A 23,052-nucleotide genomic window follows, 5' to 3' on the forward strand; every position below is an offset into this window, starting at 1 on the left:
CGCGTGTTCCGAGAGATCACACCGCAGCGCACCATCGTCGTGAATGAGACGTTTGTCTCAACAGATACAAATCAACGGCGCCGCGTTTCCCCGAGCGCGGCGATCTTCCGGTATAGCGTATTCCGCGATACACCCAGCGTGCGCGCCGCAGCCGAGACGTTGCCGCCATGCTGGTCGAGCGCAGCGGAGACAGCCGAGAGCGCGAGATCGTCCAGACGTACGCTCTCTTTCGGACGCGGCTGTAACGACGCGTCTTCCGGTTCGGCGAAATCTTCCGGAAGATGGTCGATGCGGACCACGGTTTCGTCGTCATCGAGCATTGCGCAGGCAGTCCTGAGCACGTTTGCAAGTTGACGAAAGTTGCCCGGCCACGAATGGCGTGTGAACGCTTCGAGAACCTCCGGTGAAACCCTGATAGCGGGACCGGTCGAGCGCTCGGCCCGCAGGATCTTCTCGACCGTCACCGCGAGATCCGTGCGCCGGCGCAGCGGCGGCAAGGTCACGAGAAGGCCGTTGATCCGGTAATACAGGTCCTCGCGAAACTCGCCGCTGTTCACGCGTTCACGCAAGTTGCGATTGGTCGCGCAGATCAGCGCAAAGTCGACGGGCACCGAACGCGAACTTCCCAGCGGCGTCACCGTGCGTTCCTGTAGTACACGCAGCAGACGGCTTTGCAACGCGAGTGGCATGTCGCCGATTTCATCGAGGAACAACGTGCCGCCATCCGCTTGCAGAATCTTGCCTGGCGCACCTCGTTTCGATGCCCCCGTGAACGCGCCTTCCTCATAACCGAACAACTCGGACTCGATCAATGTGTCGGGAATGGACGCGCAATCCACCGCGACGAACGGCCCGTCGCTTTGCGGCGAATCGCGATGCACGGCGCTCGCAAGCACCTCCTTCCCCGTCCCCGTTTCCCCGCCGATAAGGATCGGAATGTTTTTGCCGATGACTTTGCGCACACGCTCGACCAGCGCCGCAATCTGCGGGTCGCCCGTCATCAGGTAGCGCAGGCCGGACAGCTTGGCAGGCGGTTCGGGAACGCGTTTGCGTGTGGTGACGTCGGTGATATCGCTTGCATCGGTTGCAAACGCGACCGATGCGGCGCGCCTGAAGTCCACGTTCGCGAACACGTTCACGCCGCTTGGCAAGCGTAACGAAATCAGCCGGTCTCCCGGCGCGGTCATGCCGCTGCGCATCAGATCGATCAGCTCGCCGCACGACACGTTGAACAACGACGACAGGCTATGCGCCTGCAACGAGGCCAGCGGCAAACCAAACTGGAATTGCGCGCTGCGATTCGCCGAGAGAAAACGTCCATCGGCGCGAAACGCTGCGATGCCTTCCATCAACGTGCCGATAAACTCGGGACGCCCGTGGAAATGGATGCGCAACGCTTCCGGAAACGCGCTTGTGAACAGATGGTTCTCGATCATTTGCGCGGACATCTTGGCGAGCGCCATCGTGTGACGGCTATGACCGCGACAATCGCCGGAGACATCGAGTACGCCAAGCAACTCGCCGAAGGGATCGAGTATCGGCACGCTGGAACAGGCGAGGAACTGGTTGGCGCGCAGATAATGCTGGTCGCCCAGGATCATGGTGGCGTCACCGGATGCGATGGTCGTGCCCACCGCGTTGGTGCCTTGCTGCTGTTCGCTCCACAACGCGCCGGCGCGCAACGCAACGCGATCCGCGCGCGCGAGGAAATCGTCGTCGCCGAGGGAATGGAGAATCAGGCCTTGCGAATCTGTGAGCACGACCATGCTGTGCGTGCTCGCGATCTGCCCATAGAGTGTTTCGATGACCGGCAACGCATGCGTGCATAGCGTGCGGTTTTGCTCTCGCTTGAGCAGAAGATCGGGGTCGCCAAGCACGCTGTAGTCGGGGCGCATGGTTTCCGAGAGGCCATAATTTCGCGACCTTTCGTGAGACTGCCGGATGATCTCGAGTACTTCGATACGGCCGGCGTGATCGCTTGCCAGCGCACTGGTGCGGCCTAAAGAAACCGGGGTCATAACCATTGTCTCCTCCGCCAGCATTCGCCGAGGGAGTCGGTTTTAAGCTCCGCCCGTCGCGTGGTCGATCAAGACAATGTACCACTACATAGGGCGTCTTTTCGGCTTCAACCTGTTACATGCTCGACCGGATGTTCGTCGAGCCACGCAGATTCCGTGTCGTCGAAGAGGCGTGATCGCGTGAGGAAACGCAGACCGCTCGGCCGCTCCAGCGAAAACATGCCGCCGTTACCCGGCACGCAATCAATGATCAGCTGGGTGTGCTGCCAGTATTCGAACTGCGAATCGCTCATGTAGAACGGCACGCCGCCGATCTCCCCGAGCTTGACGTCGGACGAACCAACCATGAATTCAGCGACCGGGAAGCACATGGGTGCGCTGCCGTCGCAACATCCGCCGGACTGGTGAAACAATACTTGCCCGTGTTCGGCCTTGAGCTTTTCGATCAGTTCGATTGCCGCCGGCGTTGCGGTCACGCGCGAAACTTCGTCTTGGCTCATCAGGGTTTCCACTTAAAAAGTCGAGGAGCGAGCCGCATTGAATTTCTTTAATGCGGCCCGCCATTCAGACTACCCGCTTTAGAAGAAGCCGAGCGGTTTGTCGCTGTAACTTACCAGCAGGTTTTTCGTCTGCTGATAATGATCGAGCATCATCTTGTGGTTCTCGCGGCCAATGCCCGATTGCTTGTAACCACCGAACGCCGCATGCGCCGGATACGCGTGATAGCAGTTCGTCCATACCCGGCCAGCTTGAATATCGCGGCCGAATCGGTAAGCCCGCGTGCCATCGCGCGTCCACACGCCGGCACCGAGACCATAGAGTGTGTCGTTGGCGATCTCGAGCGCTTGTGCTTCGTCCTTGAAGGTCGTCACGGACACCACTGGCCCGAAGATTTCCTCCTGGAAAATGCGCATCTTGTTGTGGCCTTTGAAGACGGTCGGCTTGATGTAATAACCGTTCTTCAATTCGCCATCCAGTGTATTGCGCTCGCCGCCAATCAGGCATTCCGCACCTTCCTGCTTGCCTAGATCGATGTACGACAGGATCTTTTCAAGCTGCTCTTGCGAAGCTTGCGCGCCGATCATGGTGCTGGAATTGAGCGGATGTCCCTGGCTGATCGCGGCCACGCGCTTGAGCGCGCGTTCGATGAACTTGTCGTAGATACTCTCTTCAATCAGCACGCGCGACGGACATGTACAGACTTCGCCCTGGTTCAGCGCGAACATGGCAAAGCCTTCGAGTGCCTTGTCGAAGAAGCTGTCGTCGGCATTCATCACGTCGGCGAAGAAAATGTTCGGGCTCTTGCCGCCGAGTTCGAGTGTCACCGGAATCAGGTTCTGGCTGGCGTACTGCATGATCAGGCGGCCAGTCGTGGTTTCGCCAGTGAACGCAATTTTGGAAATGCGTTTGTTCGATGCCAGCGGTTTGCCCGCCTCGAGCCCGAAGCCGTTGACCACGTTCAGCACGCCGGCGGGCAGCAAGTCTTCGATGACCTCGAGGAACACGAGGATGGACGCCGGCGTCTGCTCCGCCGGTTTGAGCACCACGCAATTGCCGGCAGCCAATGCCGGCGCGAGCTTCCACACCGCCATCAGGATCGGGAAATTCCACGGAATGATCTGCCCGACCACGCCTAGCGGCTCGTGGAAATGATAGGCGACCGTGTCGTTATCGATTTGAGAAATCCCGCCTTCCTGCGCACGCACGGCGCCGGCGAAATAGCGGAAGTGATCGATAGCAAGCGGAATATCGGCCGCCATGGTTTCGCGTAGCGGCTTGCCGTTATCGATTGTTTCAGCCACGGCGATGCGCGTCAGATTCGCTTCCATCCGGTCCGCGATCTTGTTCAGGATGTTGGCGCGTTCCGTGGGCGAGGTCTTGCCCCAAGCGGTTTTTGCCTTGTGCGCTGCATCAAGCGCAAGTTCGATATCGGCTTCGCGCGACCGCGGGATGGACGTGAACGCTTCGCCGGTGATTGGCGAGATGTTGTCGAAGTATTCACCGCCTACGGGCTTGACCCATTGTCCACCGATGAAATTGCCATACTGCTTTTTGTACGGGAAGTCGGTGTTCAGGAACTGCATCTCAGCGTGATTCATGTGCGTGCTCCTCGCATGTCGGTGAGTGTGACCGTCGCGGCGAACAACGCCGTGACCGGTGGAGAGACTGCACGCGAGATGCATGCCAACTCTTTCGTGCCGCGCAGGAGCGGCATTGAGCAATTCAGTGCAGTTCTAATTGCTCCGTTTCGGAACACTTGCGCCAGACACACTGTGACCAAACAGAACAACGCCGCGCAACTACTTGGGCGCGGCGTGCCTGTCCTGACTGCTCAAGTTGAAGACCCGGTTGGTCAGCGTGTCGAGCATCCGGAAGAATCCATCCGCGGCATAGCCGGCGAGAAACGCGAGGCCCGAGGCGGTCAGCGTCATGACCCCCGCGCCGGCGCTCACCTGCGTTGCAACGGACGACGGGCTGAAGAACAAACCCACTGCAACGCCCGCCATCAAGCCCAGTGGCACGCGCATCAACGCAAGCGTTTCGTCCCTGGGGGCAAGCAGGTTGTCGGTAATCTTGTTGCCTATATCGCGCAGCAGCGAGGCGACCGTGCCCACCAAGGCAAAGAGGATCGGCAGGACATAGCTTGCGTAGGCGGACAACACCAGCGTGATCGACTGAATCGCTTCCTGCGGCGCCTTTTGTTCTTCGGCGGGCGACGCTCCATTGCGCGCCTTGCCGTTCTCCCATTCGCCCCTTCCGAACGCCGTGGGAAACATCCACATGAGGACCTTCGAGGGGAAGCTGTTGGCGAACGTCCCGGCGTCTGCGATCGACATCTCATAGCGCGCTTGCATGTACGACCAGTCGTTGCACAAAAGGCGGACTGCATTTGTCTGGTCTTCTATGTTCGATGCATCGCATCGTTCAGGTACCGTCTTGCGATTCGTGACGACCCTTTGACCGGCGAAGCCGGATGCGTTTTCCTTATCGACTTCAGCATAGATCTGCTGTGTGATCCCGGCGGCCGCCCTGCCGTCGGTTTCGAAACGCGCGGTGATCTGCACGCCGTACGTGACGAGCCACAACAGCACCGCGGCAAACACCGTCACGCATACGCCAATGACCGTATTGAATTTGTGAATCCAGCGAAACCGGCGAGCGCTTCCAACGAGCCCCGGATACGCCTCACGCGCGACCGACGCACGAGTCTGCGTTTCACGATCAGGATCGTGCATCCCCTGGATGGGACGTTGCTCTTCCACAAATATATAGGTGTACGCGATGCTCAATCCCGTCGCTGGATACGCGAGGCTGTTGAGCCGGTCTTTTACGTAGAACAGCAAAGTGGCGTCGTAGGCCTTGTCGGTTGAAGGCGATGTTGGCGGATAGCGCAGCTTGCAAATCCGCTTGATGGTTTCGAATGCGTCGAGCGTATTGTCATGCGCCTTGCAGGCGCTTTTTTCTCCAGGCGGCGTATCCGTGGAGTCCGAAGGTGATCGCGGCACCTTTCCGTCCAGGTCCCATATATGAGCGTTCGGCCGGCCCGATATGAAATCGAGCAGCAGATGCACTTCGTTCAGCTCGCGGCGAAAGATGAGTTCGTCGAATGTGCCGGGATGGTGATGGTTGTTCTGGTCCGATGGCGCCATCGATTACCTCGAGTTTTAAGGAAGGGTCCTGCAGTCATCGAGAAGACGATTTGAAAAGTCTGAGATTTCAAACCAGAACGTGAACAAGACGCGTTATGTGGTCCAGCGCACGCCGGTTTCTTTTCAAAACGTCCTCCCTCGCTCGTTCTTCACATAGCGCCGGGGCGGCTGCACGCCCTGCGCCGAGGATATCGCGAGAGAATCAAGGAGAACGTCATGACCCCTCGCACTGTTTGCGATGCCGCCGTCAACCTCGTAAAGCAATATGAGGGCATCCCGGGCTTCGGTGATGGCACCGGGACTATTCGCCCCTATCTCGATCCGGTGGGTATCTGGACCATCGGCTGGGGACACGCCATTTCGAGCGGCGGCCATTTTCTGCGCGGCAATGCGGCGCTTGCCGAGGTCAAGGCGCTCTACCCCGCCGGCCTCACTGTCGCGCAGGCAGAAACGTTGCTGCAAAGCGATCTCATGCAGGCAGGGGCCGGTGTGCTGGCGTTGGTGACCGTTGCGCTCAACGACAACCAGTACGGTGCGCTGACCAGCTTTGCGTTCAATCTCGGCATCGCGAATCTTCGATCGTCCACGTTGCTGAACATGCTCAACGCAGGCAACTTTGCCGGCGCGGCGGACCAGTTTCTTCGCTGGTGCCATGCCAACGGACAGGCATTGCCGGGCTTGCTGAAACGCAGGAATGCGGAGCGCAGCTTGTTTCTGGAGCGCGTTGCTTCGGCGCCTGCGGTCGTTGTCGCGCATGCCAGTTGATGCCGGAGGCCTTATGAAACGACTTTGCCGCGCTGCGCTCCTGGTGCTTGCATGCGTATTGCCGTGCGCCGTCTCGCACGCCGAGCCTGCCTTCATACAAGGGGCACTCGGCGACGTCGTCCTCGTTCCGATAGCGGCCGACTGCCCGGCGCAGTCCGTTGTCCGGCAATACACGCTGATCGTCGATGGCAGCAACACCGGTATCACGGCGCAAGGATGCGCGGGCGACCCGCATGCCGTGTCGTTTCTGCTGGGCGGAACAAGCGGTGCGGTGCCGGCCGAGAACGCCGCGGCCTGGCATCGCCTGACCGGCTTTCCGTGGCAAGGCAACGGCTCTGCATTCGTTCGGGAGCTGTCCGCGAGTGTCGCCGATGCCGACGGCAAACCTGTTCCGGGGCCAGGCACGACGCTCAAATTTACGTGGTCGAAAGGATGGCGTATTGCGGTGGCCGCTGCCATTGCCATCGCGACAGTAGCGCTTTTTCTCTTCCTGGGCGCGAAAACGGCGTTGCTACGGGACGTGGGCGCCGAGACCGACGTACCGTTCCAGGACCGCACGTTCAGCCTCGCCCGCACGCAGATGGCGTGGTGGACAGCAATCATCCTCGTGTCCTACGTCTTCGAGTGGCTTGCGCTTGGCGGCGTACCGGCGCTGTCCGCGCAGCCGCTCGTTCTGATGGGTTTTTATAGCGTCCTCGGCGTAACAGCGCGTGGGGTGGACCTGTCGAGGCACACGCAATTCCCACCCACCACACCGCATTTCTTCAAGGACTTGACGAGCGATGAAGGCGGCGTCGCTGTGCATCGCGTGCAGATGCTCATCTTCACGATCGTAGTCGGTCTGATGTTCCTCAATCAGGTGTTCACGACCTGCAGCATGCCGCGATTCGATATCAATACGCTCCTGCTGCTTGGCATCAGCGGCGCGACCTATATCGGCTTCAAGACTACCGAAGCACAACCGAAACCCGATGGCTCCGCAACATCCGCCGATATCGCGGGCGACGCTTTCAAGTCGGGGTATCCCACCGGAGACGCTCACCCCTGATTCGCTCAACGCACAATCAAATAAAAAAGGATCGTTATGCCAAAGAATATTGTGTTCTGCGCCGACGGCACCTGGAACGGCCCCAATTCCGGCGAGGATGACGACACGCCCAAGACCACGAACGTATGGAAGCTGTTTCTGAACCTTGCCAGCGACCCGCATTCAGGCGCTGTGGTCTATGCAACCGAACAAGAATCGTCGCTCACTGCCGATGGAAAATGCCTGCAGGTAGCCAAATATCTTCACGGAGTCGGCGACTCCAACAACGCCATCATCAGAATGCTGGGCGGCGTCTTCGGTTGGGGATTGATCGCACGAATCGTTCGCGGTTATACATTCATCTCGCGCAATTACGAAGATGGCGACCGTATCTTCATCGTCGGCTTCAGTCGGGGTTCCTACACGGCACGAGCGCTTGGCGGACTTATCGCGGACCAAGGTGTGCTCAATGCGAAGACGCTTGATCTGGCCGATCCGATTGTCGGCTATCGCAACGGCGTTGCTGCGTGGCGTGCGCATCGTTCGAACCGGGTGACGGCCATATCGAAGACATGGAATGCGTCCGTCGTTTCATTGTTCAGGGACGTAACGAGCAAGCTGACGCTAAATCCGCCCATCGACCCAAAGGATCTGATTCCCGGCGTCAAGATCCAGGCAATTGGCGTGTGGGACACGGTTGGCGCCTTGGGCATTCCGCTCTATGTGGAATCAAGCGATAGCCGTGTGGATGTGTTCCGTTTCGCCGATACAGCGCTCAGCCCCGCCGTCAAGTACGGATTGCACGCGATCAGCGTGGACGAACAGCGCGGCGACTTCACGCCAACGCTGTGGGACAAACGCGCGAACGTCACGCAAGTGCTCTTCCCCGGCGCGCATTCCGATGTCGGCGGCGGTTACCCTTCAACAGACAACGAATGCGGATTGTCCGATGGTTCGCTAGCGTGGATGACAAAGAGCCTGGCCACAATCGAAAACGGCATCATCTTCCAGAACCCCTTCCTGCCGATGTCGCCAAGTGCACTCGGTGTTGCGCATCAACCATGGGCGAATGGTGTGTTCGTCGGTCTTCCGCACGGTCCGCGCGATTTCGTGAAGTACCTTCCGCTCGGCGCGCATTACTCGATTCGTGATCGCCTCGCTGAACAGCGGGTGCTTGGCGACCCGACAGGCGCACCCGGTCCCTACGCACCTTCCACGCTTGCGGACTATTTCAAATCGATCACCACATGGGTCGAATGACAAGGCAAGCGTGTGTGGAGCATCGGGCCGGCCAGCCGCCCGACGCTCCACGTCCCGCCTTATTGGCACCTGTATCAATCAAGCCAACCACATCGACCGGCCCGGTTGATCCAGAGATGATTGTTTTCGATCGATGACCGTAGTGTCGCCGGCAAACGGCGTTGCCGAAACCATGCATAGGAAGGAGCTCGAAGGAGCCCGCCGGAAGGAGGGATACGTGGGCCTCAGACCGTCTCGCGTTCAACGATCTGAAAGCCCACATCAGTCACGCTCGCGTGCTGAACGCCTTTCAGGCGTGCGAGCAAACACTGCGCGGCGTTGAGTCCTATGTGTGTGCCGTCCACGCGTACGGTCGTAAGCGTGGGGGTTGTCTCCGACGCGAATTCGAGGTCGCCAAATCCGCAGATGGCCAGTTGCAATGGGACGTCGATACCCAGCCGTTTTGCTTCGCCAAGCACGCCGATGGCAAGCAGATCCGAGCCGCAAAACACGGCATCGAGACGAGGCATGCGTGCAAGCAATTCCGGCAACGCGGCTTTGCCAACGGATACCGAACTCGGCGGCGCGACGATCACTTCGGCTATGTCGTGAATTCCCTCACTCGCGAGGCGCGCGCGAAAACCGGTAATGCGCGCGATCGCGCGGTCGTCGTTGGCGGATACGAGGCCTGGATGCCGGGCGCCTCGCGCAATGAAGCGTTCGGCCACCGCAACGCCCACCTGATAATGCGAGAACCCCACCAGCATATCGATGGGCGTGTCCGTCATGTCCCATGTCTCGACAATCGGAATGCCGACGTTGCGCAACCGTTCCCGCAACGAATCCGTATGCGCGACGCCCGTGAGCAACACACCTTCGGGACGCCGGCTCAGCACGGCGTCGAGCAGCGTTTCTTCGCTGGTGTCGCTATAGCCGCTCAGCGCCAGAAGCACCTGATAGCCGGCCTTCGACATCGTCTCGCTGAAGACCTGAATCGTCTCCGAGAATAACGAATGCGCGATAGTCGGCACGATGGCCGCGATCAGCCGGGACTTTGATGAAGACAATCCACCCGCAAGCCGGTTCGGCACATAGCCCAGCTTCTGCACGACTTGCCGCACACGCTCGAGCGTTTCGGGCGCGACCGTTTCAGGACTGTTGAATACGCGCGAAACGGTGATGGGCGACACGCCCGCGGCCGTGGCGACATCGGTGATCCGCAATCCCTTCGGGCCGCCGCGAGTTCGCTTGACGCGTGTCGCGTCACTGGCGGCGCTATCGATGTAAAGTGCGGCGGGCTTGTCGTTCGGCATGATTCACTGGAGCTGAAAAGTTCGATGCCGCCATTGTAGTTTGACCCCGACGCTAAGCCACTTCGGCGCGCCGCTCGCGGTGGCCGTCCACTTGATCGCGACGCTCACGCCGCATCAGGATCAGCGTGACAATACCGAACGTAAAGAGACAGGCAGCCGGAATCAGCATGGGCGCTTTTGTGCTGCCGCTCGCCTGCCTGACCCAAGGCACGAGATTCTGCGCAATAAAACCACCCACGTTCCCCAGCGAATTGATCGCTGCAATCCCGGCCGCCGCACGCGCGCCGGTCAGGAACTTGGGCGGTAGCGTCCAGAAGCACGGCAACAGCAAGTACATGCAAGGCGCGCCCAGGCTCAATGCAACGAAACGCAGCGTGTTCGTCGGCAGGAAAACACTGGCGAGGAAAAAGACGACGCCGAGCACCGCCGCGCACAACATGGCGGTCATTGTACGGTTGGTTGCGCGCAGTTTCGACGGCAGCCACATCAGCACGAGCGTGGCGAGCAGCCAGGGGATGATGTTGATCAGGCCGTTGACCGTGTTGCTTACGCCGAAGCCCTTGACCAGCGTCGGCAACCAGTAGCTCACGCCGTAGACGGACATAGAAAGCATCATGTAGTAGAGCGCCATGCCGATTACCCGCGGTTCGGTCACTACGCTCAGAAAACTGCTCTTCCCGGACTCGGATTGCGCGGCCAATGCACGTTCCTTTTCCAGCGTATCAGCAAGCCATTTCTTTTCGGCATCCGTAATAAATTTTGCTTTGAGCGGCGACTCGGGCAAATACAACAACACGACGGCGGTGAGCAGTATCGACGGAATGCCCGTGACAATGAATACGAGCTGCCACCCTTGCAAACCGAACAAGCCACCTTTGTCGAGCAGCCAGCCGCAGATCGGCGCACCCACCATGTTGCCGAGGCTGCTTCCGATTGTGAAGTAACCGAGCATGCGCACGCGATGCCGCGATGGAAACCACAGCGTCAGGTAATAGATCACGCCGGGATAAAGCCCTGCTTCCGATGCACCCAGAAGGAAACGCAGCACATAAAACGAGGTCGCGTTTTTCGTGAATGCGAGCAGCACGGTCACGACGCCCCACGTCAGCATGATCCGTGCGATCCAGCGCGGCGCGCCGTATTTATGCAGCAACAAATTGCTCGGCACTTCAAAGATCAGATAGCCGATAAAAAACAGCGATGCGCCCAGCCCATACGCCACTTCGCTCAGGCCGAGACTGCCGAGCATCTGCAACTTCGCAAAGCTGATATTCGACCGGTCTATATACGCAATCAGATAAAGCAGGCCCAACAGCGGCATCAGCCTGAGCGCGAGACGGTTGATCAGCGGCGTTTCATCGATTGGAGGCTGAGCGAGATTCATCATTTTTGCGCGCGCCACTGCGCATAAGCGGCAAGCGTTTCTTCGTTCGGCGGATACGTGCCACGCAAGGGCCTGCCTTCATCGATGCGCTGCGAGATAAAAATTTCCAGTTGCTCCTGTTCGGTCGCATCGCGCGCAACCTCTTGCGCCATTTCGTGCGGCACGATCACTACGCCGTCCACGTCCGCGACCACGATGTCGCCTGGATAAACCGCCACGCCGCCGCATGCAATCGGCACGTTCATATCGACGGCGTGATGCTTTGCGAGATTGAGCGGTGCGCTCGCACCCGCGCACCACAGCGGCAGACCGAGGCCGGAAATCGTGCCGCTGTCGCGCACGGCGCCATCCGACACCATGCCCGCCACGCCGCGCTTCGCAAGCCGCGACGCGAGGATCGATCCCACCGATGCAACCGATCGATCGCCACGGCAATCCTGCACAAGCACGCTCCCCGGTGGCGCGCTCTCGACCGCCTTGCGTTGCGGATGATCCGGGTCCTGAAACACGCCCACATGATCGATATCCTCGCGTGCCGGGATATTGCGCAGCGTGAACGCAGGGCCAACGAGATTCGGCGCGCCCGGTTCAGGCTTGACCAAAGGCGCGACACCTTGCAGGAAAACGTTGCGCAAACCCCGCTTGAACAATTGCGTGGTGAGCGTCGCCGTGCTGACGTGGCGCAACAGTTCGAGCGCTTCAGCGCTGACGGCGGTAATAGATGGAGTCATTTGGTCAGTACTCTGAATTGAATCAATGGATCTCGGGTTCATCGCGATCGGCGTTTGTCACCGCCGTCAGCGGTTCTTCCAGAAAGTCGAAATCGCAGCCCTTGTTCGCCTGCGTGACGTGAAGCTGGTGCATCACGCCAAAGCCGCGTTCGAAAGGACGCTTCGGCGCTTTCCATGCCGCCTTGCGCGCGACGAGTTCATCGTCGCTGACATCGAGATGAAGGCGGCGGCCGGGCACATCGAGTTCGATCATGTCGCCGTCACGCACCAACGCAAGCGGACCGCCAACGAACGATTCAGGCGCCACGTGCAGCACGCACGCGCCGTAGCTGGTGCCGCTCATGCGTGCGTCGGAGATGCGAACCATGTCGCGCACGCCTTGTTTCAAGAGCTTTTGCGGGATCGGCAACTGGCCCCACTCGGGCATGCCCGGCGCGCCCACGGGGCCCGCGTGCTGCAACACGATCACGGACTCGGCGGTGATGTCGAGTTCTTCGCTGTCGATACGCGCCGCCATGTCCGCGTAATCCTTGAACACCACGGCTGGACCACGCGCTTTCAATAGATGCTGTTCCATGGCGGCGGGCTTGATCACGGCGCCGTCGGGCGCAAGATTGCCGGTCAGGACGGCAAGGCCGTCGCGTTCCACAAGCGGGTTGTCGAATTTGCGGATGACATCGGTATCGAAGATTTCCGCGCCCTCTATGTTTTCCGCGAGCGTGGTTCCGCTCACCGTCATTTGCGAACCGTCGATCAGCTTGCCCAATTCGACCAGCAGCGCGCGCAGACCGCCTGCGTAGAAGAAGTCTTCCATCAGGTACTTGCCGGCCGGGCGCAGGTTGGCGAGCACGGGCGTGATGCGCGCGAGTTCATCGAACCGCGCTGTTGTCAGGTCGATGCCCGCGCGCCGCGCCACCGCGACCAGATGCACGATCGCGTTCGTCGATCCCGACATGGAAAGCACGGTTGTGACGGCGTTATCGAAGGATTTCGCGGTCAGGATGTCCGACGGCTTCTGGTCCGTCCAGACCATCTCCACGATCCGCTGGCCCGTGAGCGAGGCGAACTGCGCATGGCGTGAGTCGACAGCGGGTATCGATGAAAACCCCGGCAGGATCAGCCCGAGCGCCTCGGTTGCGGAGGTCATGGTCGATGCCGTGCCCATGGTCATGCAATGGCCCGGCGAGCGCGCAATGCCGCTTTCGATGCCCTTCCATTCCTCTTCCGTGATTTTTCCGGCCCGAAGTTCGGCCCAGTATTTCCAGGTATCGGAGCCGCTGCCGAGCGTCCGGCCGTTCCAGTTGCCGCGCAACATGGGGCCGGCGGGCAGGAAGATGCTCGGCAGATTCATGCTGATGGCGCCCATCAGCAGGCCGGGTGTGGTCTTGTCGCAACCACCCATCAGCACGCAGCCGTCGAACTGATATGACTTCAGCAGTTCCTCGGATTCCATCGCGAGGAAGTTGCGGTAGAGCATGGTCGTCGGCTTCTGGAACGGCTCGGCGAGCGTCATGACCGGCATCTCGACGGGAAAACCGCCGGCTTGCCAGACGCCGCGCTTGACCTCCTCCACGCGTTGCTTGAAGTGCGTGTGGCACGAGTTGATTTCGCTCCACGTGTTCACGACCGCGATGACGGGCTTGCCCATGTAGTCGGACGGGTGATAGCCCATCTGCGCAGTACGCGAGCGGTGGCCGAAGGATCGCAGGTCGTTCACGCCATACCATCGAAAGCTTCGGAGTTCTTCTTGGGTTTTGCGTTTTGGAGCCAAGCTTTTTCTCCGGGCCGGGGTGTATCGTGAGCGAATGGTAACGCTATCATTCCCGTCCGTCCGTAGGGGCTTTTACGGACAAACAAATTGAGCGCCGGACGAAACGATTCCTCGAATCTCGCGCTAAACCCGCTTCCATATGAACGGTGAGCGCCGCGTCATTCCTTGGCCCCAAGATATTGGAACTGGTGCGCTGGGGCCGCGAACGAGGATCGCACCCAATAAAGCGGCTTTGCCGCTGTCTCCATAAACGTTAGCGCTGCCGCTTCGCAGCGAGGGCTGCAAGTGCAAGCCCTGCACCGAGCGCTGCATAGATCGGGACGAACGAACGAGGCGGCACATGTGCCTCAAATCCTGGCGTAAATCGTTCGGGCACAAGATGGTAATCCACAACATATGCTGTGACCGCAGTGATCCCAGCGGCCCGGACGATCGCTGCTGGTGACGCCCGGCGACCACGTAGTGCCTCGAACATCACACCCCAGAACACGCCGGCTCCCCAGTGGATGAACGCGCCTGTCCCTGTGAGCCGAATACTCGCTCGCTCGTCCAGCATGGCTTCTGCGGGCCACACACAGTGAGCGACGGCGTTGATCGGCGCTGCGGCGCTTGATCCGTGTATGACACCTTCCCGCGATGCAACCGCCGCAGAGGCGATAGCAGCGCCGGTGCCAGACGCAAGCGCGCGGGCGAGCAATTCGATAATCCGCATGTTTTTCTCCTTTCAATAACTCGATCCGCCGCAAGGTTCGTTCTCGGCCGTCAATCGATCCGACCCGGCGCGGCCGCGTATGTCCTGCGGGATGCCATCGCGGCAACGAAAAACCGACAGGAACTGTCTCCATCCGCGCCCTGGTCACATCCCGCGTCTGGGACAGGAGTGTCGACATGAGGCCTGACGACGAGCCGCTCGGCCAGAGCCCGGGGCTTTTGGTGTCTATTAGCTTGGTCGACAGGACCTCGTGCGCGAGCGAGGAGCGATTATTGCAAGGCAACAAAGACCACGGCGACTAATCGCGCCGGCTCCCCTCACGAACAAAAGGAATCTCATATGTCGCCAGACAAGCTTTTATCGCCGATCAAAGTCGGCTCGGTCGAACTCAAGAACCGCATGGTCATGGCGCCGCTCACGCGCAATCGTGCTTCTCAACCCGGCGATGTCCCAACCAATATGAACGCGCGCTATTACGCTCAACGTGCCGGCGCAGGGTTGATCGTGTCAGAAGCAACACAGATATCGAAGCAGGGACAAGGCTATTTCGCGGCCCCGGGCATCTATACGGACGAACAGGAAGCTGGCTGGACCGACGTGGTGAAAGCCGTTCACGAAAAAGGCGGCAGGATTGCCCTTCAGTTGTGGCACGTCGGGCGTGTGTCGCATCATCTCGTGCAGGCCGACAATAATCAGCCGGTGGCGCCATCGGCCATTCGTGCCGAGAACACGACCGCGTTCGTCAAGCACAAGGACGGTTCGCTCGGACCCATTCCGGCCGATACCCCGCGCGCGCTGGAGACGCGGGAGTTGCCGGGCATCGTCGAGCAATACGTGAGCGCTGCCAAGCGCGCGAAACGCGCCGGTTTCGACATGGTTGAGGTCCACGCCGCCAATGGTTACCTGCTGCAACAATTCATGTCGACGAACACCAATCATCGCACCGATGAATACGGCGGCAGCATAGAAAACCGTGTTCGGCTCGTGGTGGAAGTGCTCGAAGCAGTGGTGGCCGTGTTCGGCGCAGATCGCGTGGGCGTCCGAATTTCGCCGAATTTCGTCGGCTTCGACCTGAAGGACACGGAGGCGGAAGCGTCGTCGCTTTACTTGGCGAAACAGTTGACGCGCCTAGGCGTGGCGTACATGCATATTGCCGAACCGGACTGGGCCGGCGGGGAGCCATTGTCAGACCTGTTCCGACAAAAGCTTCGCGCAGCGTTCAGCGGAAAAATTATCGTGTGCGGGCAGTACACAGCGCAAAGCGGCGAGAAGCGCCTTGAACGCGGTCAGGCGGATTTGATCGCCTTCGGCCGTGCGTATCTGGCTAATCCCGACCTCGATGTGCGGTTCCGTGAAAATGCGCCACTCAACAAGCCGAACGAAGCGACGTTTTATGGCGGCGCTGATGAAGGCTACACCGACTATCCAGCACTCGATGGCAGCACACGTTAAGCCTCCAGGACTTGTGTGCGGTTTTTACAAAGCCGTCGTTGCCGCAAGGAGCCGGATAGCCGCGGCTATGCGAATGAAGGACGCAAAGGACCAAGCTGCGAGATCAATCGCACTCCCGACGGAGCGGCTATGACGTCGGGGATGCGGTTCACCATGCATGCAGCCGAGGTGTGCACTCCGTCCGCGCGATCGACCCGGATTTTCGATGGCGGTCTTCCGTCAACTGTCCACATCATGTGTTCGGCCTCGCCCTCTGCCAGGATGCGCAATTCGATATGCGCGCTTGCCGTTGGCCCTTCAGCGGTTTCGACTGACGCGACAATCCTTAGGCCAAGCGAGGTGCCGGGGTCCAGCCACCTATTCAGGATGCGGCACCACACCGGTTGATCGGAGAGCACGGGCTCGCGCCGTTCAGTCACGTTCGTGATGGTAAAGCCGAGCGCGTGCATTACGTGGTGCGGAATGCCCTTGTACAACTCACCTAGTTGGCCAGGCACCCTGCTCACCTTTTGCGCGAACTCGGCTTGCGTCATGTCTACGCCATAGGCTCGCATCATGCGCTCATTCGCTAGCTCTGCGTTTGTGAGGCTGCGATGATCGAGCGAGCGAAGTTCACTGCAAGGCCCTGCGATCAGGATGCCCGGCCAGATACGCGAGAAGTCCCAGATGCCCGTGCCCGTGAACGTGACGCTGCCCTGTTTGGCCAAGGCGTCGATCTTCCCGGCCAACTCCGGATCAGCGCCTTGTGGGAAGTAGGACTCGGAACCGTGGCAGATAACGTTGATGCCAGCCCCTAGAAGACGTTGGTAGGCTTTCAAGTTCAGACTCAGCCTTTCAGTCTGAACAACGAGCGCGATGTCCGCCCCCAAGGAAGCATAGTCAGCAGTTTCGCAATCCTTGACAATAACCCCTAGATCTTCGTCCAGACCAGCAAGGCGTCCTAGATCCTGCCCGATTTTGGGACCTGCGCGATTCACGGCTGCGACGATCGGCCAGCCTTTTTTAGCCAGGATGCGCACGGCCTCCAAGCCATAGAAGCCGACGCCATAAATCATGACCCGGGGCTTATGTCGAACATGGTCTTGAGCGTCGCTGTTCCCATGCGCGGTCAGGTTCATAAAGGGCACCCTCGGAATCTTCGGTTAAGTTGTCGGACTTGAAATCCGTCGCTCGATTGCAATACTGCCGCTAAGATTGCCCTTATTTTCGCTCTTACAGCTGCAAACGACTCGAAAATTTCCGCATCGAATCAGTGAGCGCCAATTTGCCTGCTTGAATCGGCCAGACTCGGACACTCGCCCGATCGCGGCCCGGGACTCGCGCGTGACATGCGAGTTCGCTGGGCGCTGGAAGAAGTGGGCCAGCCTTACGACGTTCGCCTTGTTTCGTTCGGCGGATTGAAGCAGCCGGCTTATCAGCGTGCGTTCGCCGCCCAGCTGGCGGTGTTCGTTGGTGCGCAATCGCCCGACCGACAATCCGCAGCGCATAGTCCGCGACGCAAGATCGAAACAAACACACACCGGTCTACGCTCCCGAATCGGCAGTGTTCGTGATAAACGAATGGTCAATTCGGACTCAAGGTCTTTTTCGTTCTGATGGTTACTTGTACCTTGCTCGTCACCGCGAAAGCGTTTTAGTTTTCGGCCGCTGGGCCGACCGACAAACAGAGGAAGCATCATGAGCAAGCTACAAGGCAAAGTCGCGCTGGTCACGGGCGCATCGAAGGGCATCGGCGCGGCAATCGCCAAGGCGTTGGCAGCCGAAGGCGCTGCGATTGTGGTGGCCTATTCGAGCAGCCAGTCAGGCGCGCAAGCTGTGGTATCGGATATCGAGAAAAGCGGCGGGCGCGCGGTCGTTGCGGGCGGCGACGTTACGAAGGCAAACGACGCAGCCAGCCTGGTGCAAACGGCAATCGATAAATTCGGCCGCCTCGATATCCTGGTCAACAACTCGGGCGTCTACGCCTTCGCGCCGCTAGAGGAAATCACGGCGGAAGAATTCCATCGCCAGTTCGGTACCAACGTGCTCGGCACGCTGCTGGTGACGCAAGCCGCGGCCAAACATCTCGGCGAAGGCGCGAGCGTAATCAACATCGGCTCGGCAATTACGTCGCTGACCCCGGCGGCGACTGCGGTGTACACGGGCACGAAAAGCGCCATCGACGGAATCACCAGCGTGCTTGCCAAAGAACTCGCGCCGAAAGGGATTCGCGTCAACGCCATTCGTCCCGGCTACACGGAGACCGAAGGCACGCACAGCAGCGGCATCACCGGCTCGGACATGGAGAAGGGCATGGTCTCGATGACACCGCTTGGCCGCGCCGGGCAACCCGATGACATCGCGCGCGTCGCCGTTTTTCTTGCATCGGACGACGCAGGCTGGATCACCGGCGATCATTTGAACGTTGCAGGCGGTCTGCAGTAAAGCCAACGCTTCAATTGTCGAGCAAGGGCCTGTCGGCCTTCTATAGGAACCTGGACGTAATTGAGCGAGGCTGGCCTGACGGGATCAGACTGGCACTCGCAAAGATCCTTGGACTCCTTGGCGCCGAGAGCGCTGTCCAATGCTGCAAGTGCAGGTTGCGTCTTATCCTTCTGTCATTGGATTTGTAGGGCGCCTCGTTGGCCGAGGCGGCCGCTGTAGGGTAGTCTCAGAACGTCCGGTCAGAGGAGACGAAAACCTTATCTGAAAAGCCTGCAAGCGCCCTGCATTCGCACGTCCGCCTGCTTGCTCACCTTAGCCCGGCCGCGTAGGCCGTTCGCGCCGCCGTTATACGCTCAGAATTTACCGCGACCCATCCTGCAAGACCGCGCACCGGAGACAGGAAATCCTCACCCAGCGCGGTCAGCGCGTACTCGACCTGAGGTGGCTTGGTGGGCGTGACCGTTCGCGTGACGAAGCCATTCTCCTCAAGCTCCTTCAGTGTTTGCGTCAACATTTTCTGACTAATCGCCCCGATGTCTCTGCGCAGCGCATTGAACCTACGGGGCCCGCGCCCAAGTGTCCTGACCACGAGTAAGGTCCATTTGTCACAGATACGCGCGAGCATCCGGCTGATGTGCTCGCATGTAGCAGGATCCTTTTGGACACTTGGTTTCGAAATGGTGCCTTCTTGCGTGCTCATGGGAATCCTCGTAATCTGGGTTTCGATTAGTGACTACCTTACACGAGGAAACCATGACTGTTAAGCCCCGTATCGCCCTCATCGTTGGCTCTACCCGCCCCACTAGATTCGCTGACAAGCCGGCGCAGTGGATGCTCAAGCAGGCCAAGGCGCGCGACGACATGGAGGTCGAGGTGGTCGATCTCCGCGACCATCCGCTGCCTTTCTTCTCCGAGGTGGCGTCGAATCTACGCGCGCCGAGCCAGGATCCCGAGGCCGTTCGGTGGCAACAAACCATCGGCAAATTTGATGGCTACATTTTCGTTGTCGCTGAGTACAACCATTCGATCACCGGCGTACTCAAAAACGCGTTGGATCAGGCCTACAAGGAATGGAACCGCAAGCCCTTCACTGCGATCGGCTACGGCGGTCTGGGTGGAGGACGCGCTGTCGAGCATCTGCGCGGAATCGGCGTTGAATTGCAGATGGTCTCGACGCGAAGCGCTGTCCACATCGGCGGTAGCGACTTCATGGCGGTGTTCCCGATGGGCGGCAACAAGGCGATCGAGGAAATCGAGGCTAGTCTCCTGCCGGCGGCCAAAGCTGCCCTTGATGAACTGGTCTGGTGGGCCAAAGCGACGATGGCCGCCCGTGCGGCATCGACCTGACTTTCCGTTACGCCAAGCCACGCTCAAGGACTATGTAATGACGCAATTGCGCATCCCGACTTATTTTCTCTCTCATGGGGGCGGACCCTGGCCGTGGCTAAAAGCTGAACGGGGTGCCATGTACGACCAGCTCGAGGCCTCGCTTCATGACGTTCGGCGTGAACTCGGCCATGCACCTCGTGCCGTGCTGATGATCTCCGCCCATTGGGAGTCGGACCGCTTCCTGTTGTCATCGGCTGCCCGCCCGCCGATGGAGTACGACTACGGCGGCTTCCCCGAGCACACTTACCGCATTCACTACGACGCGCCCGGCGCTCCGGCACTCGCCGAGTCCGTACGCGAGATGCTGAAGCGCGGTGGTTTTGCTTCAGACCTGGATGCAGAGCGGGGTTTCGATCACGGCACGTTTACCGTGATGCACACGATGTATCCTGAGGCTGATATACCGCTGGTGCAGCTTTCGCTAAGAGCTGACTACGATGTCGCCGATCACATCAAGGTGGGCGAGTTGATCGCTCCGCTGCGGGATGAGGGGGTGCTCATCATCGGCAGCGGATTCAGCTACCACGATACTCGCGCAATGAGGAGCGGCGCCGGTGCCGAGGTGTCGGCCACTTTCGACCGATGGCTGAACGACACGTTGGTGGTGGCGCCTCCAGCTGAGCGGCGGCGCCACCTGGTGAATTGGTCTGCTGCGCCGGGCGCCCGTGCCGCGCACCCGCGTGAGGATCATCTGATTCCGCTCATGGTCGCGGTTGGCGCTGCGGGGAACGAAGCCGGCGCGCGCGTCTATCATCAGAGCGACTTTATGGGGGAGATCACAGTATCGAGTTACCGCTTCGGCGCGCCCGTCGTCGAGCGGTCCGGAGAATAATCGTGGACATGGAGTGACGCAATTGAATTCTGAGGTCCCGACGTTCGGGCTTAGGGTCGGCAAACCGACATCAGTGATCTAAGTAAAATTGTGCGATGGGTTGTAGAGACCTCGCTACGCATGGGTCACAACCCGGCTCTGGCTGCCGTCATTGCATTTCCGAGACAGAAGCCATGGCTTCCGAACTGCAATAGTCGAGGTACGCACGCACGATGCTTGATGGATTGCGGTGCGAGAGGTACAGAAGATAAAGGGTTGCTGTGGGAAATGGGAAATCTGGTAATAGTTCCTGTAGGCGGCCGTCTCCGAGTGCAGTCCGCGCGAGGAATTCTGGCAGTTCGGTCACCACCTCGCCTGCCTCGGCACATCTTCGAAGGTGGCTGTAGTCGTTGGTAGAAAGCACAGGATCCAATTCGATTTGCTCATTTCCAAGCATCCAGTTCGCCGGCCAACTGGAATTGGGTGCCCACGTTGCGCAAGGAAAGGCTTTTAACTGTGCGGCCGAAGCCGGCAAACCCAATCGGCCGATCAAGCTCGGCGAGGCCACCAGCACATGTCGAAACGTGAGTAATCGACGGGCGATGAACGATTCATCGATGATTTTCCCGACGCGGAGAGCGACATCGATCCCGTCTTGCACCAGGTCCATTCGACGCTCAGTGACATGGACTTTCAAATGTATTCCTGGATACTTTTTCTGAAAGCCGCTCAAGATATTCCACCAGGGCTCGAACGTCGGAGGCATTGATATCCTGAGTCGGCCCCGAAGCTCCAACTGATCACTACGTATTGCGGCCTCCCCGTCCCTAAGTAATTCAAGGCCCTTGGCGGCGTGGTCATATAGCCGAGTTCCAGGCTCGGTCAGCTTGATTCCGCGAGCCGAACGCTCCAGCAACTGCACACGCAGATCGGACTCTAACTGACGGATGCGCCGGCTCAAAGTTGCCAGTGGAATCCCAAGAGCGGCTGCGCCTGCCGATAAACTCCCCGCGCGCACCGTCGCGACAAACATCGATGCAGCATTCAAATCCATTGATTCCTCCCAAATCTGAGAGGAATGATGCCACTTTTAGGTCTTCCCTCCCATTTATTCTGTCTCTAAAGTAAGCAGACTATAGGAGAGCGACATGACCCATCCCCGTCTTAAAGTAGGTATCGTCGGATTGCAACCGGGCCGCAGTTGGGCCGCTCGGGCCCACGTTCCCGCACTCCGTGCGCTGCCCGAAAGCTATGAAATCGTTGGAATCGCCAACACCAGCTTAGCTAGCGCTGAATCGGCCGCAGCCGCGACGAGCGTGCCGAACGCGTTCAACAATGTTGCTGAATTGCTGGCGACGCCGGAAATCGACATCGTCACAGTTACGGTGAAGGTTCCGCATCACTTCGAGGTGGTGAAGGCAGCGATCGAAGCAGGAAAGCATGTCTACTGCGAATGGCCTCTTGGTAGTAACCTGGCCGAAGCCGAGGAGCTCGCGGAGCTCGCCCGGGCCAAGAAAGTTCAAGGCGTAATCGGAACTCAAGCACGCCTGGCCCCGGAAATCAAACACCTGCGTCACCTGATAGCAGACGGATTTGTGGGCGAGGTGCTGTCGACCACGCTAATCGCGCGAGGCGGGGGCTGGGGTGGGGCCATCCCCGATAAGAAAAATTTCGCATATACGCTCGATAGCGCGAGCGGTGCGACCATGCTAACGATACCGTTAGGCCATACGCTGGCTGCACTTCGAGACGTGCTTGGCGAGGTCGCAGAAGTCTCGGCGGTCCTTGCGACCCGACGCAACACAGCGGTTTCACTTGATACCGGTGAAACCCTGCCGGTGTCAGCGCCGGACCAAGTGTTGATCAGCGGGATCATGGCGAGCGGTGCGCCCATCTCCATCCATTACCGTGGCGGGATGGCGAGGCAAGGCGACGGATTTTTGTGGGAAATTAACGGAACAGAAGGGGACATCCGCGTTTCTGCTGCTTTCGGTCATCCCCAGTTGCTTCAGCTCTCGCTCAGTGGCGCGCAGGGCGACGAACGGTCGTTCAAGCCTCTCGAGATTCCGGACCACTACAATTTGGGCTATCCGACGGACGTCGTTCCCGGCAACGTTGCGCGCGTTTACGCACAGGTGGCACAGGACCTACGCGAAGGAACTACAACTGCGCCCAATTTCGACGACGCGGTGGCGTTGCACCGCATCATCGCTGCGATTGAAGAAGCGTCGCAGAGCGGGGGCCGCGTAAAGGTAAGCTAACGCGCCAGATCAAAGTACGAGCGTGCTTTGATATCGTGTGCCTTGGGCGCCGTGCTAGCTGGTGCGAGAGCAAATCAAAAAGTCTGATGTCCGCTAGGGCTTTTA

21 protein-coding genes are annotated in these 23,052 nt (G+C 59.6%); 9 read left to right on the forward strand and 12 right to left on the reverse strand.

Annotated elements, in window-relative coordinates; translation table 11 throughout:
- Positions 1–71: 71 nt before the first annotated feature.
- The 4 genes from HB633_RS04895 to HB633_RS04910 all read right to left on the reverse strand — a co-directional run bounded on the left by HB633_RS04895 (position 72) and on the right by HB633_RS04910 (position 5,668).
- On the reverse strand, positions 72–2,018 hold the full coding sequence (locus HB633_RS04895; protein ID WP_213776942.1) for a sigma-54-dependent Fis family transcriptional regulator: 1,947 nt from the start codon (positions 2,016–2,018) through the stop codon (positions 72–74).
- A gap of 107 nt (positions 2,019–2,125) precedes the next feature.
- On the reverse strand, positions 2,126–2,518 hold the full coding sequence (locus tag HB633_RS04900) for a DUF779 domain-containing protein (protein ID WP_213776943.1): 393 nt from the start codon (positions 2,516–2,518) through the stop codon (positions 2,126–2,128).
- 78 nt (positions 2,519–2,596) lie between these two features.
- On the reverse strand, positions 2,597–4,117 hold the full coding sequence (gene adh, locus HB633_RS04905; protein WP_213776944.1) for an aldehyde dehydrogenase: 1,521 nt from the start codon (positions 4,115–4,117) through the stop codon (positions 2,597–2,599).
- A 201-nt stretch (positions 4,118–4,318) separates the two neighbouring features.
- Entirely contained in the window at positions 4,319–5,668 is a 1,350-nt protein-coding gene (locus HB633_RS04910; protein ID WP_213776945.1) for a hypothetical protein, read from the reverse strand.
- A gap of 216 nt (positions 5,669–5,884) precedes the next feature.
- On the opposite strand from HB633_RS04910, the gene HB633_RS04915 reads away from it, so the two are divergent.
- The 3 genes from HB633_RS04915 to HB633_RS04925 are packed head-to-tail and all read left to right on the forward strand — an operon-like array spanning position 5,885 to position 8,720.
- Entirely contained in the window at positions 5,885–6,433 is a 549-nt protein-coding gene (locus tag HB633_RS04915) for a lysozyme (RefSeq protein WP_213776946.1), read from the forward strand.
- A gap of 13 nt (positions 6,434–6,446) precedes the next feature.
- Positions 6,447–7,481: a hypothetical protein gene (locus tag HB633_RS04920; RefSeq protein WP_213776947.1), complete on the forward strand. Its 1,035-nt coding sequence runs from the start codon at positions 6,447–6,449 to the stop codon at positions 7,479–7,481.
- 36 nt (positions 7,482–7,517) lie between these two features.
- Positions 7,518–8,720: a DUF2235 domain-containing protein gene (locus HB633_RS04925; protein ID WP_213776948.1), complete on the forward strand. Its 1,203-nt coding sequence runs from the start codon at positions 7,518–7,520 to the stop codon at positions 8,718–8,720.
- A 224-nt stretch (positions 8,721–8,944) separates the two neighbouring features.
- Here the strand turns inward: HB633_RS04925 and HB633_RS04930 are convergent, their stop codons facing one another.
- The 5 genes from HB633_RS04930 to HB633_RS04950 all read right to left on the reverse strand — a co-directional run bounded on the left by HB633_RS04930 (position 8,945) and on the right by HB633_RS04950 (position 14,610).
- Positions 8,945–10,012: a LacI family DNA-binding transcriptional regulator gene (locus HB633_RS04930; RefSeq protein ID WP_213776949.1), complete on the reverse strand. Its 1,068-nt coding sequence runs from the start codon at positions 10,010–10,012 to the stop codon at positions 8,945–8,947.
- Between the two features lie 52 nt (positions 10,013–10,064).
- Positions 10,065–11,396: an MFS transporter gene (locus tag HB633_RS04935; protein ID WP_213777199.1), complete on the reverse strand. Its 1,332-nt coding sequence runs from the start codon at positions 11,394–11,396 to the stop codon at positions 10,065–10,067.
- The gene (locus tag HB633_RS04940; RefSeq protein WP_213776950.1) at positions 11,396–12,127 is read right to left on the reverse strand and encodes a ribonuclease activity regulator RraA; all 732 of its coding nucleotides are present in this window, start codon (positions 12,125–12,127) and stop codon (positions 11,396–11,398) included. The genes HB633_RS04935 and HB633_RS04940 overlap by 1 nt, the downstream gene beginning before the upstream one ends.
- Before the next feature lie 22 nt (positions 12,128–12,149).
- The gene (araD, locus tag HB633_RS04945; RefSeq protein ID WP_213776951.1) at positions 12,150–13,898 is read right to left on the reverse strand and encodes an L-arabinonate dehydratase; all 1,749 of its coding nucleotides are present in this window, start codon (positions 13,896–13,898) and stop codon (positions 12,150–12,152) included.
- A 253-nt stretch (positions 13,899–14,151) separates the two neighbouring features.
- The gene (locus HB633_RS04950; RefSeq protein WP_213776952.1) at positions 14,152–14,610 is read right to left on the reverse strand and encodes a hypothetical protein; all 459 of its coding nucleotides are present in this window, start codon (positions 14,608–14,610) and stop codon (positions 14,152–14,154) included.
- 339 nt (positions 14,611–14,949) lie between these two features.
- Here HB633_RS04950 and HB633_RS04955 point away from each other — a divergent pair, with 339 nt between their 5' ends.
- The gene (locus HB633_RS04955; RefSeq protein WP_213776954.1) at positions 14,950–16,062 is read left to right on the forward strand and encodes an alkene reductase; all 1,113 of its coding nucleotides are present in this window, start codon (positions 14,950–14,952) and stop codon (positions 16,060–16,062) included.
- 65 nt (positions 16,063–16,127) lie between these two features.
- Here HB633_RS04955 and HB633_RS04960 read toward each other — a convergent pair whose 3' ends face one another.
- Positions 16,128–17,180, reverse strand: coding sequence for a hypothetical protein (locus HB633_RS04960; RefSeq protein WP_213776955.1), 1,053 nt, complete (start codon positions 17,178–17,180; stop codon positions 16,128–16,130).
- A gap of 210 nt (positions 17,181–17,390) precedes the next feature.
- Here HB633_RS04960 and HB633_RS04965 point away from each other — a divergent pair, with 210 nt between their 5' ends.
- Positions 17,391–17,615 (forward strand): hypothetical protein, encoded by a 225-nt coding sequence (locus tag HB633_RS04965; RefSeq protein WP_213776956.1) that lies wholly within the window; start codon positions 17,391–17,393, stop codon positions 17,613–17,615.
- A 124-nt stretch (positions 17,616–17,739) separates the two neighbouring features.
- A complete protein-coding gene (locus tag HB633_RS04970) occupies positions 17,740–18,486 on the forward strand; it encodes a glucose 1-dehydrogenase (protein WP_213776957.1) in 747 nt (248 codons plus the stop codon).
- 307 nt (positions 18,487–18,793) lie between these two features.
- Here the strand turns inward: HB633_RS04970 and HB633_RS04975 are convergent, their stop codons facing one another.
- Entirely contained in the window at positions 18,794–19,186 is a 393-nt protein-coding gene (locus HB633_RS04975) for a helix-turn-helix domain-containing protein (RefSeq protein ID WP_213776959.1), read from the reverse strand.
- A gap of 53 nt (positions 19,187–19,239) precedes the next feature.
- Here HB633_RS04975 and HB633_RS04980 point away from each other — a divergent pair, with 53 nt between their 5' ends.
- Positions 19,240–19,833, forward strand: a complete 594-nt coding sequence (locus HB633_RS04980; RefSeq protein ID WP_213776960.1) for an NADPH-dependent FMN reductase — start codon at positions 19,240–19,242, stop codon at positions 19,831–19,833.
- Between the two features lie 37 nt (positions 19,834–19,870).
- Positions 19,871–20,707 carry a class III extradiol ring-cleavage dioxygenase gene (locus HB633_RS04985; RefSeq protein WP_213776962.1) on the forward strand — a complete coding sequence of 279 codons (837 nt, stop codon included), beginning with the start codon at positions 19,871–19,873 and terminating at the stop codon, positions 20,705–20,707.
- A gap of 148 nt (positions 20,708–20,855) precedes the next feature.
- Here HB633_RS04985 and HB633_RS04990 read toward each other — a convergent pair whose 3' ends face one another.
- Entirely contained in the window at positions 20,856–21,740 is an 885-nt protein-coding gene (locus HB633_RS04990) for a LysR family transcriptional regulator (RefSeq protein WP_213776963.1), read from the reverse strand.
- A 94-nt stretch (positions 21,741–21,834) separates the two neighbouring features.
- Here HB633_RS04990 and HB633_RS04995 point away from each other — a divergent pair, with 94 nt between their 5' ends.
- Complete coding sequence (locus HB633_RS04995) at positions 21,835–22,947, forward strand: Gfo/Idh/MocA family oxidoreductase (protein WP_213776964.1); 1,113 nt, start codon at positions 21,835–21,837, stop codon at positions 22,945–22,947.
- The last annotated feature ends 105 nt before the right edge of the window (positions 22,948–23,052 follow it).

Source organism: Caballeronia sp. dw_276 (genome assembly GCF_018449635.1).
Taxonomy (GTDB): Bacteria; Pseudomonadota; Gammaproteobacteria; order Burkholderiales; family Burkholderiaceae; genus Caballeronia.

Coding starts and splice junctions, on each gene's coding strand:
- HB633_RS04975 (WP_213776959.1), bottom strand. CDS start 19,186: ATGAGCACGCAAGAAGGCACCATTTCGAAACCAAGTGTCCAAAAGGAT.
- HB633_RS04960 (WP_213776955.1), bottom strand. CDS start 17,180: ATGAACCTGACCGCGCATGGGAACAGCGACGCTCAAGACCATGTTCGA.
- HB633_RS04935 (WP_213777199.1), bottom strand. CDS start 11,396: ATGAATCTCGCTCAGCCTCCAATCGATGAAACGCCGCTGATCAACCGT.
- HB633_RS04920 (WP_213776947.1), top strand. CDS start 6,447: ATGAAACGACTTTGCCGCGCTGCGCTCCTGGTGCTTGCATGCGTATTG.
- HB633_RS04980 (WP_213776960.1), top strand. CDS start 19,240: ATGACTGTTAAGCCCCGTATCGCCCTCATCGTTGGCTCTACCCGCCCC.
- HB633_RS04940 (WP_213776950.1), bottom strand. CDS start 12,127: ATGACTCCATCTATTACCGCCGTCAGCGCTGAAGCGCTCGAACTGTTG.
- HB633_RS04895 (WP_213776942.1), bottom strand. CDS start 2,018: ATGACCCCGGTTTCTTTAGGCCGCACCAGTGCGCTGGCAAGCGATCAC.
- HB633_RS04900 (WP_213776943.1), bottom strand. CDS start 2,518: ATGAGCCAAGACGAAGTTTCGCGCGTGACCGCAACGCCGGCGGCAATC.
- HB633_RS04985 (WP_213776962.1), top strand. CDS start 19,871: ATGACGCAATTGCGCATCCCGACTTATTTTCTCTCTCATGGGGGCGGA.
- adh (WP_213776944.1), bottom strand. CDS start 4,117: ATGAATCACGCTGAGATGCAGTTCCTGAACACCGACTTCCCGTACAAA.
- HB633_RS04990 (WP_213776963.1), bottom strand. CDS start 21,740: ATGGATTTGAATGCTGCATCGATGTTTGTCGCGACGGTGCGCGCGGGG.
- HB633_RS04930 (WP_213776949.1), bottom strand. CDS start 10,012: ATGCCGAACGACAAGCCCGCCGCACTTTACATCGATAGCGCCGCCAGT.
- HB633_RS04955 (WP_213776954.1), top strand. CDS start 14,950: ATGTCGCCAGACAAGCTTTTATCGCCGATCAAAGTCGGCTCGGTCGAA.
- HB633_RS04925 (WP_213776948.1), top strand. CDS start 7,518: ATGCCAAAGAATATTGTGTTCTGCGCCGACGGCACCTGGAACGGCCCC.
- HB633_RS04910 (WP_213776945.1), bottom strand. CDS start 5,668: ATGGCGCCATCGGACCAGAACAACCATCACCATCCCGGCACATTCGAC.
- HB633_RS04950 (WP_213776952.1), bottom strand. CDS start 14,610: ATGCGGATTATCGAATTGCTCGCCCGCGCGCTTGCGTCTGGCACCGGC.
- HB633_RS04970 (WP_213776957.1), top strand. CDS start 17,740: ATGAGCAAGCTACAAGGCAAAGTCGCGCTGGTCACGGGCGCATCGAAG.
- HB633_RS04995 (WP_213776964.1), top strand. CDS start 21,835: ATGACCCATCCCCGTCTTAAAGTAGGTATCGTCGGATTGCAACCGGGC.
- HB633_RS04965 (WP_213776956.1), top strand. CDS start 17,391: ATGCGAGTTCGCTGGGCGCTGGAAGAAGTGGGCCAGCCTTACGACGTT.
- HB633_RS04915 (WP_213776946.1), top strand. CDS start 5,885: ATGACCCCTCGCACTGTTTGCGATGCCGCCGTCAACCTCGTAAAGCAA.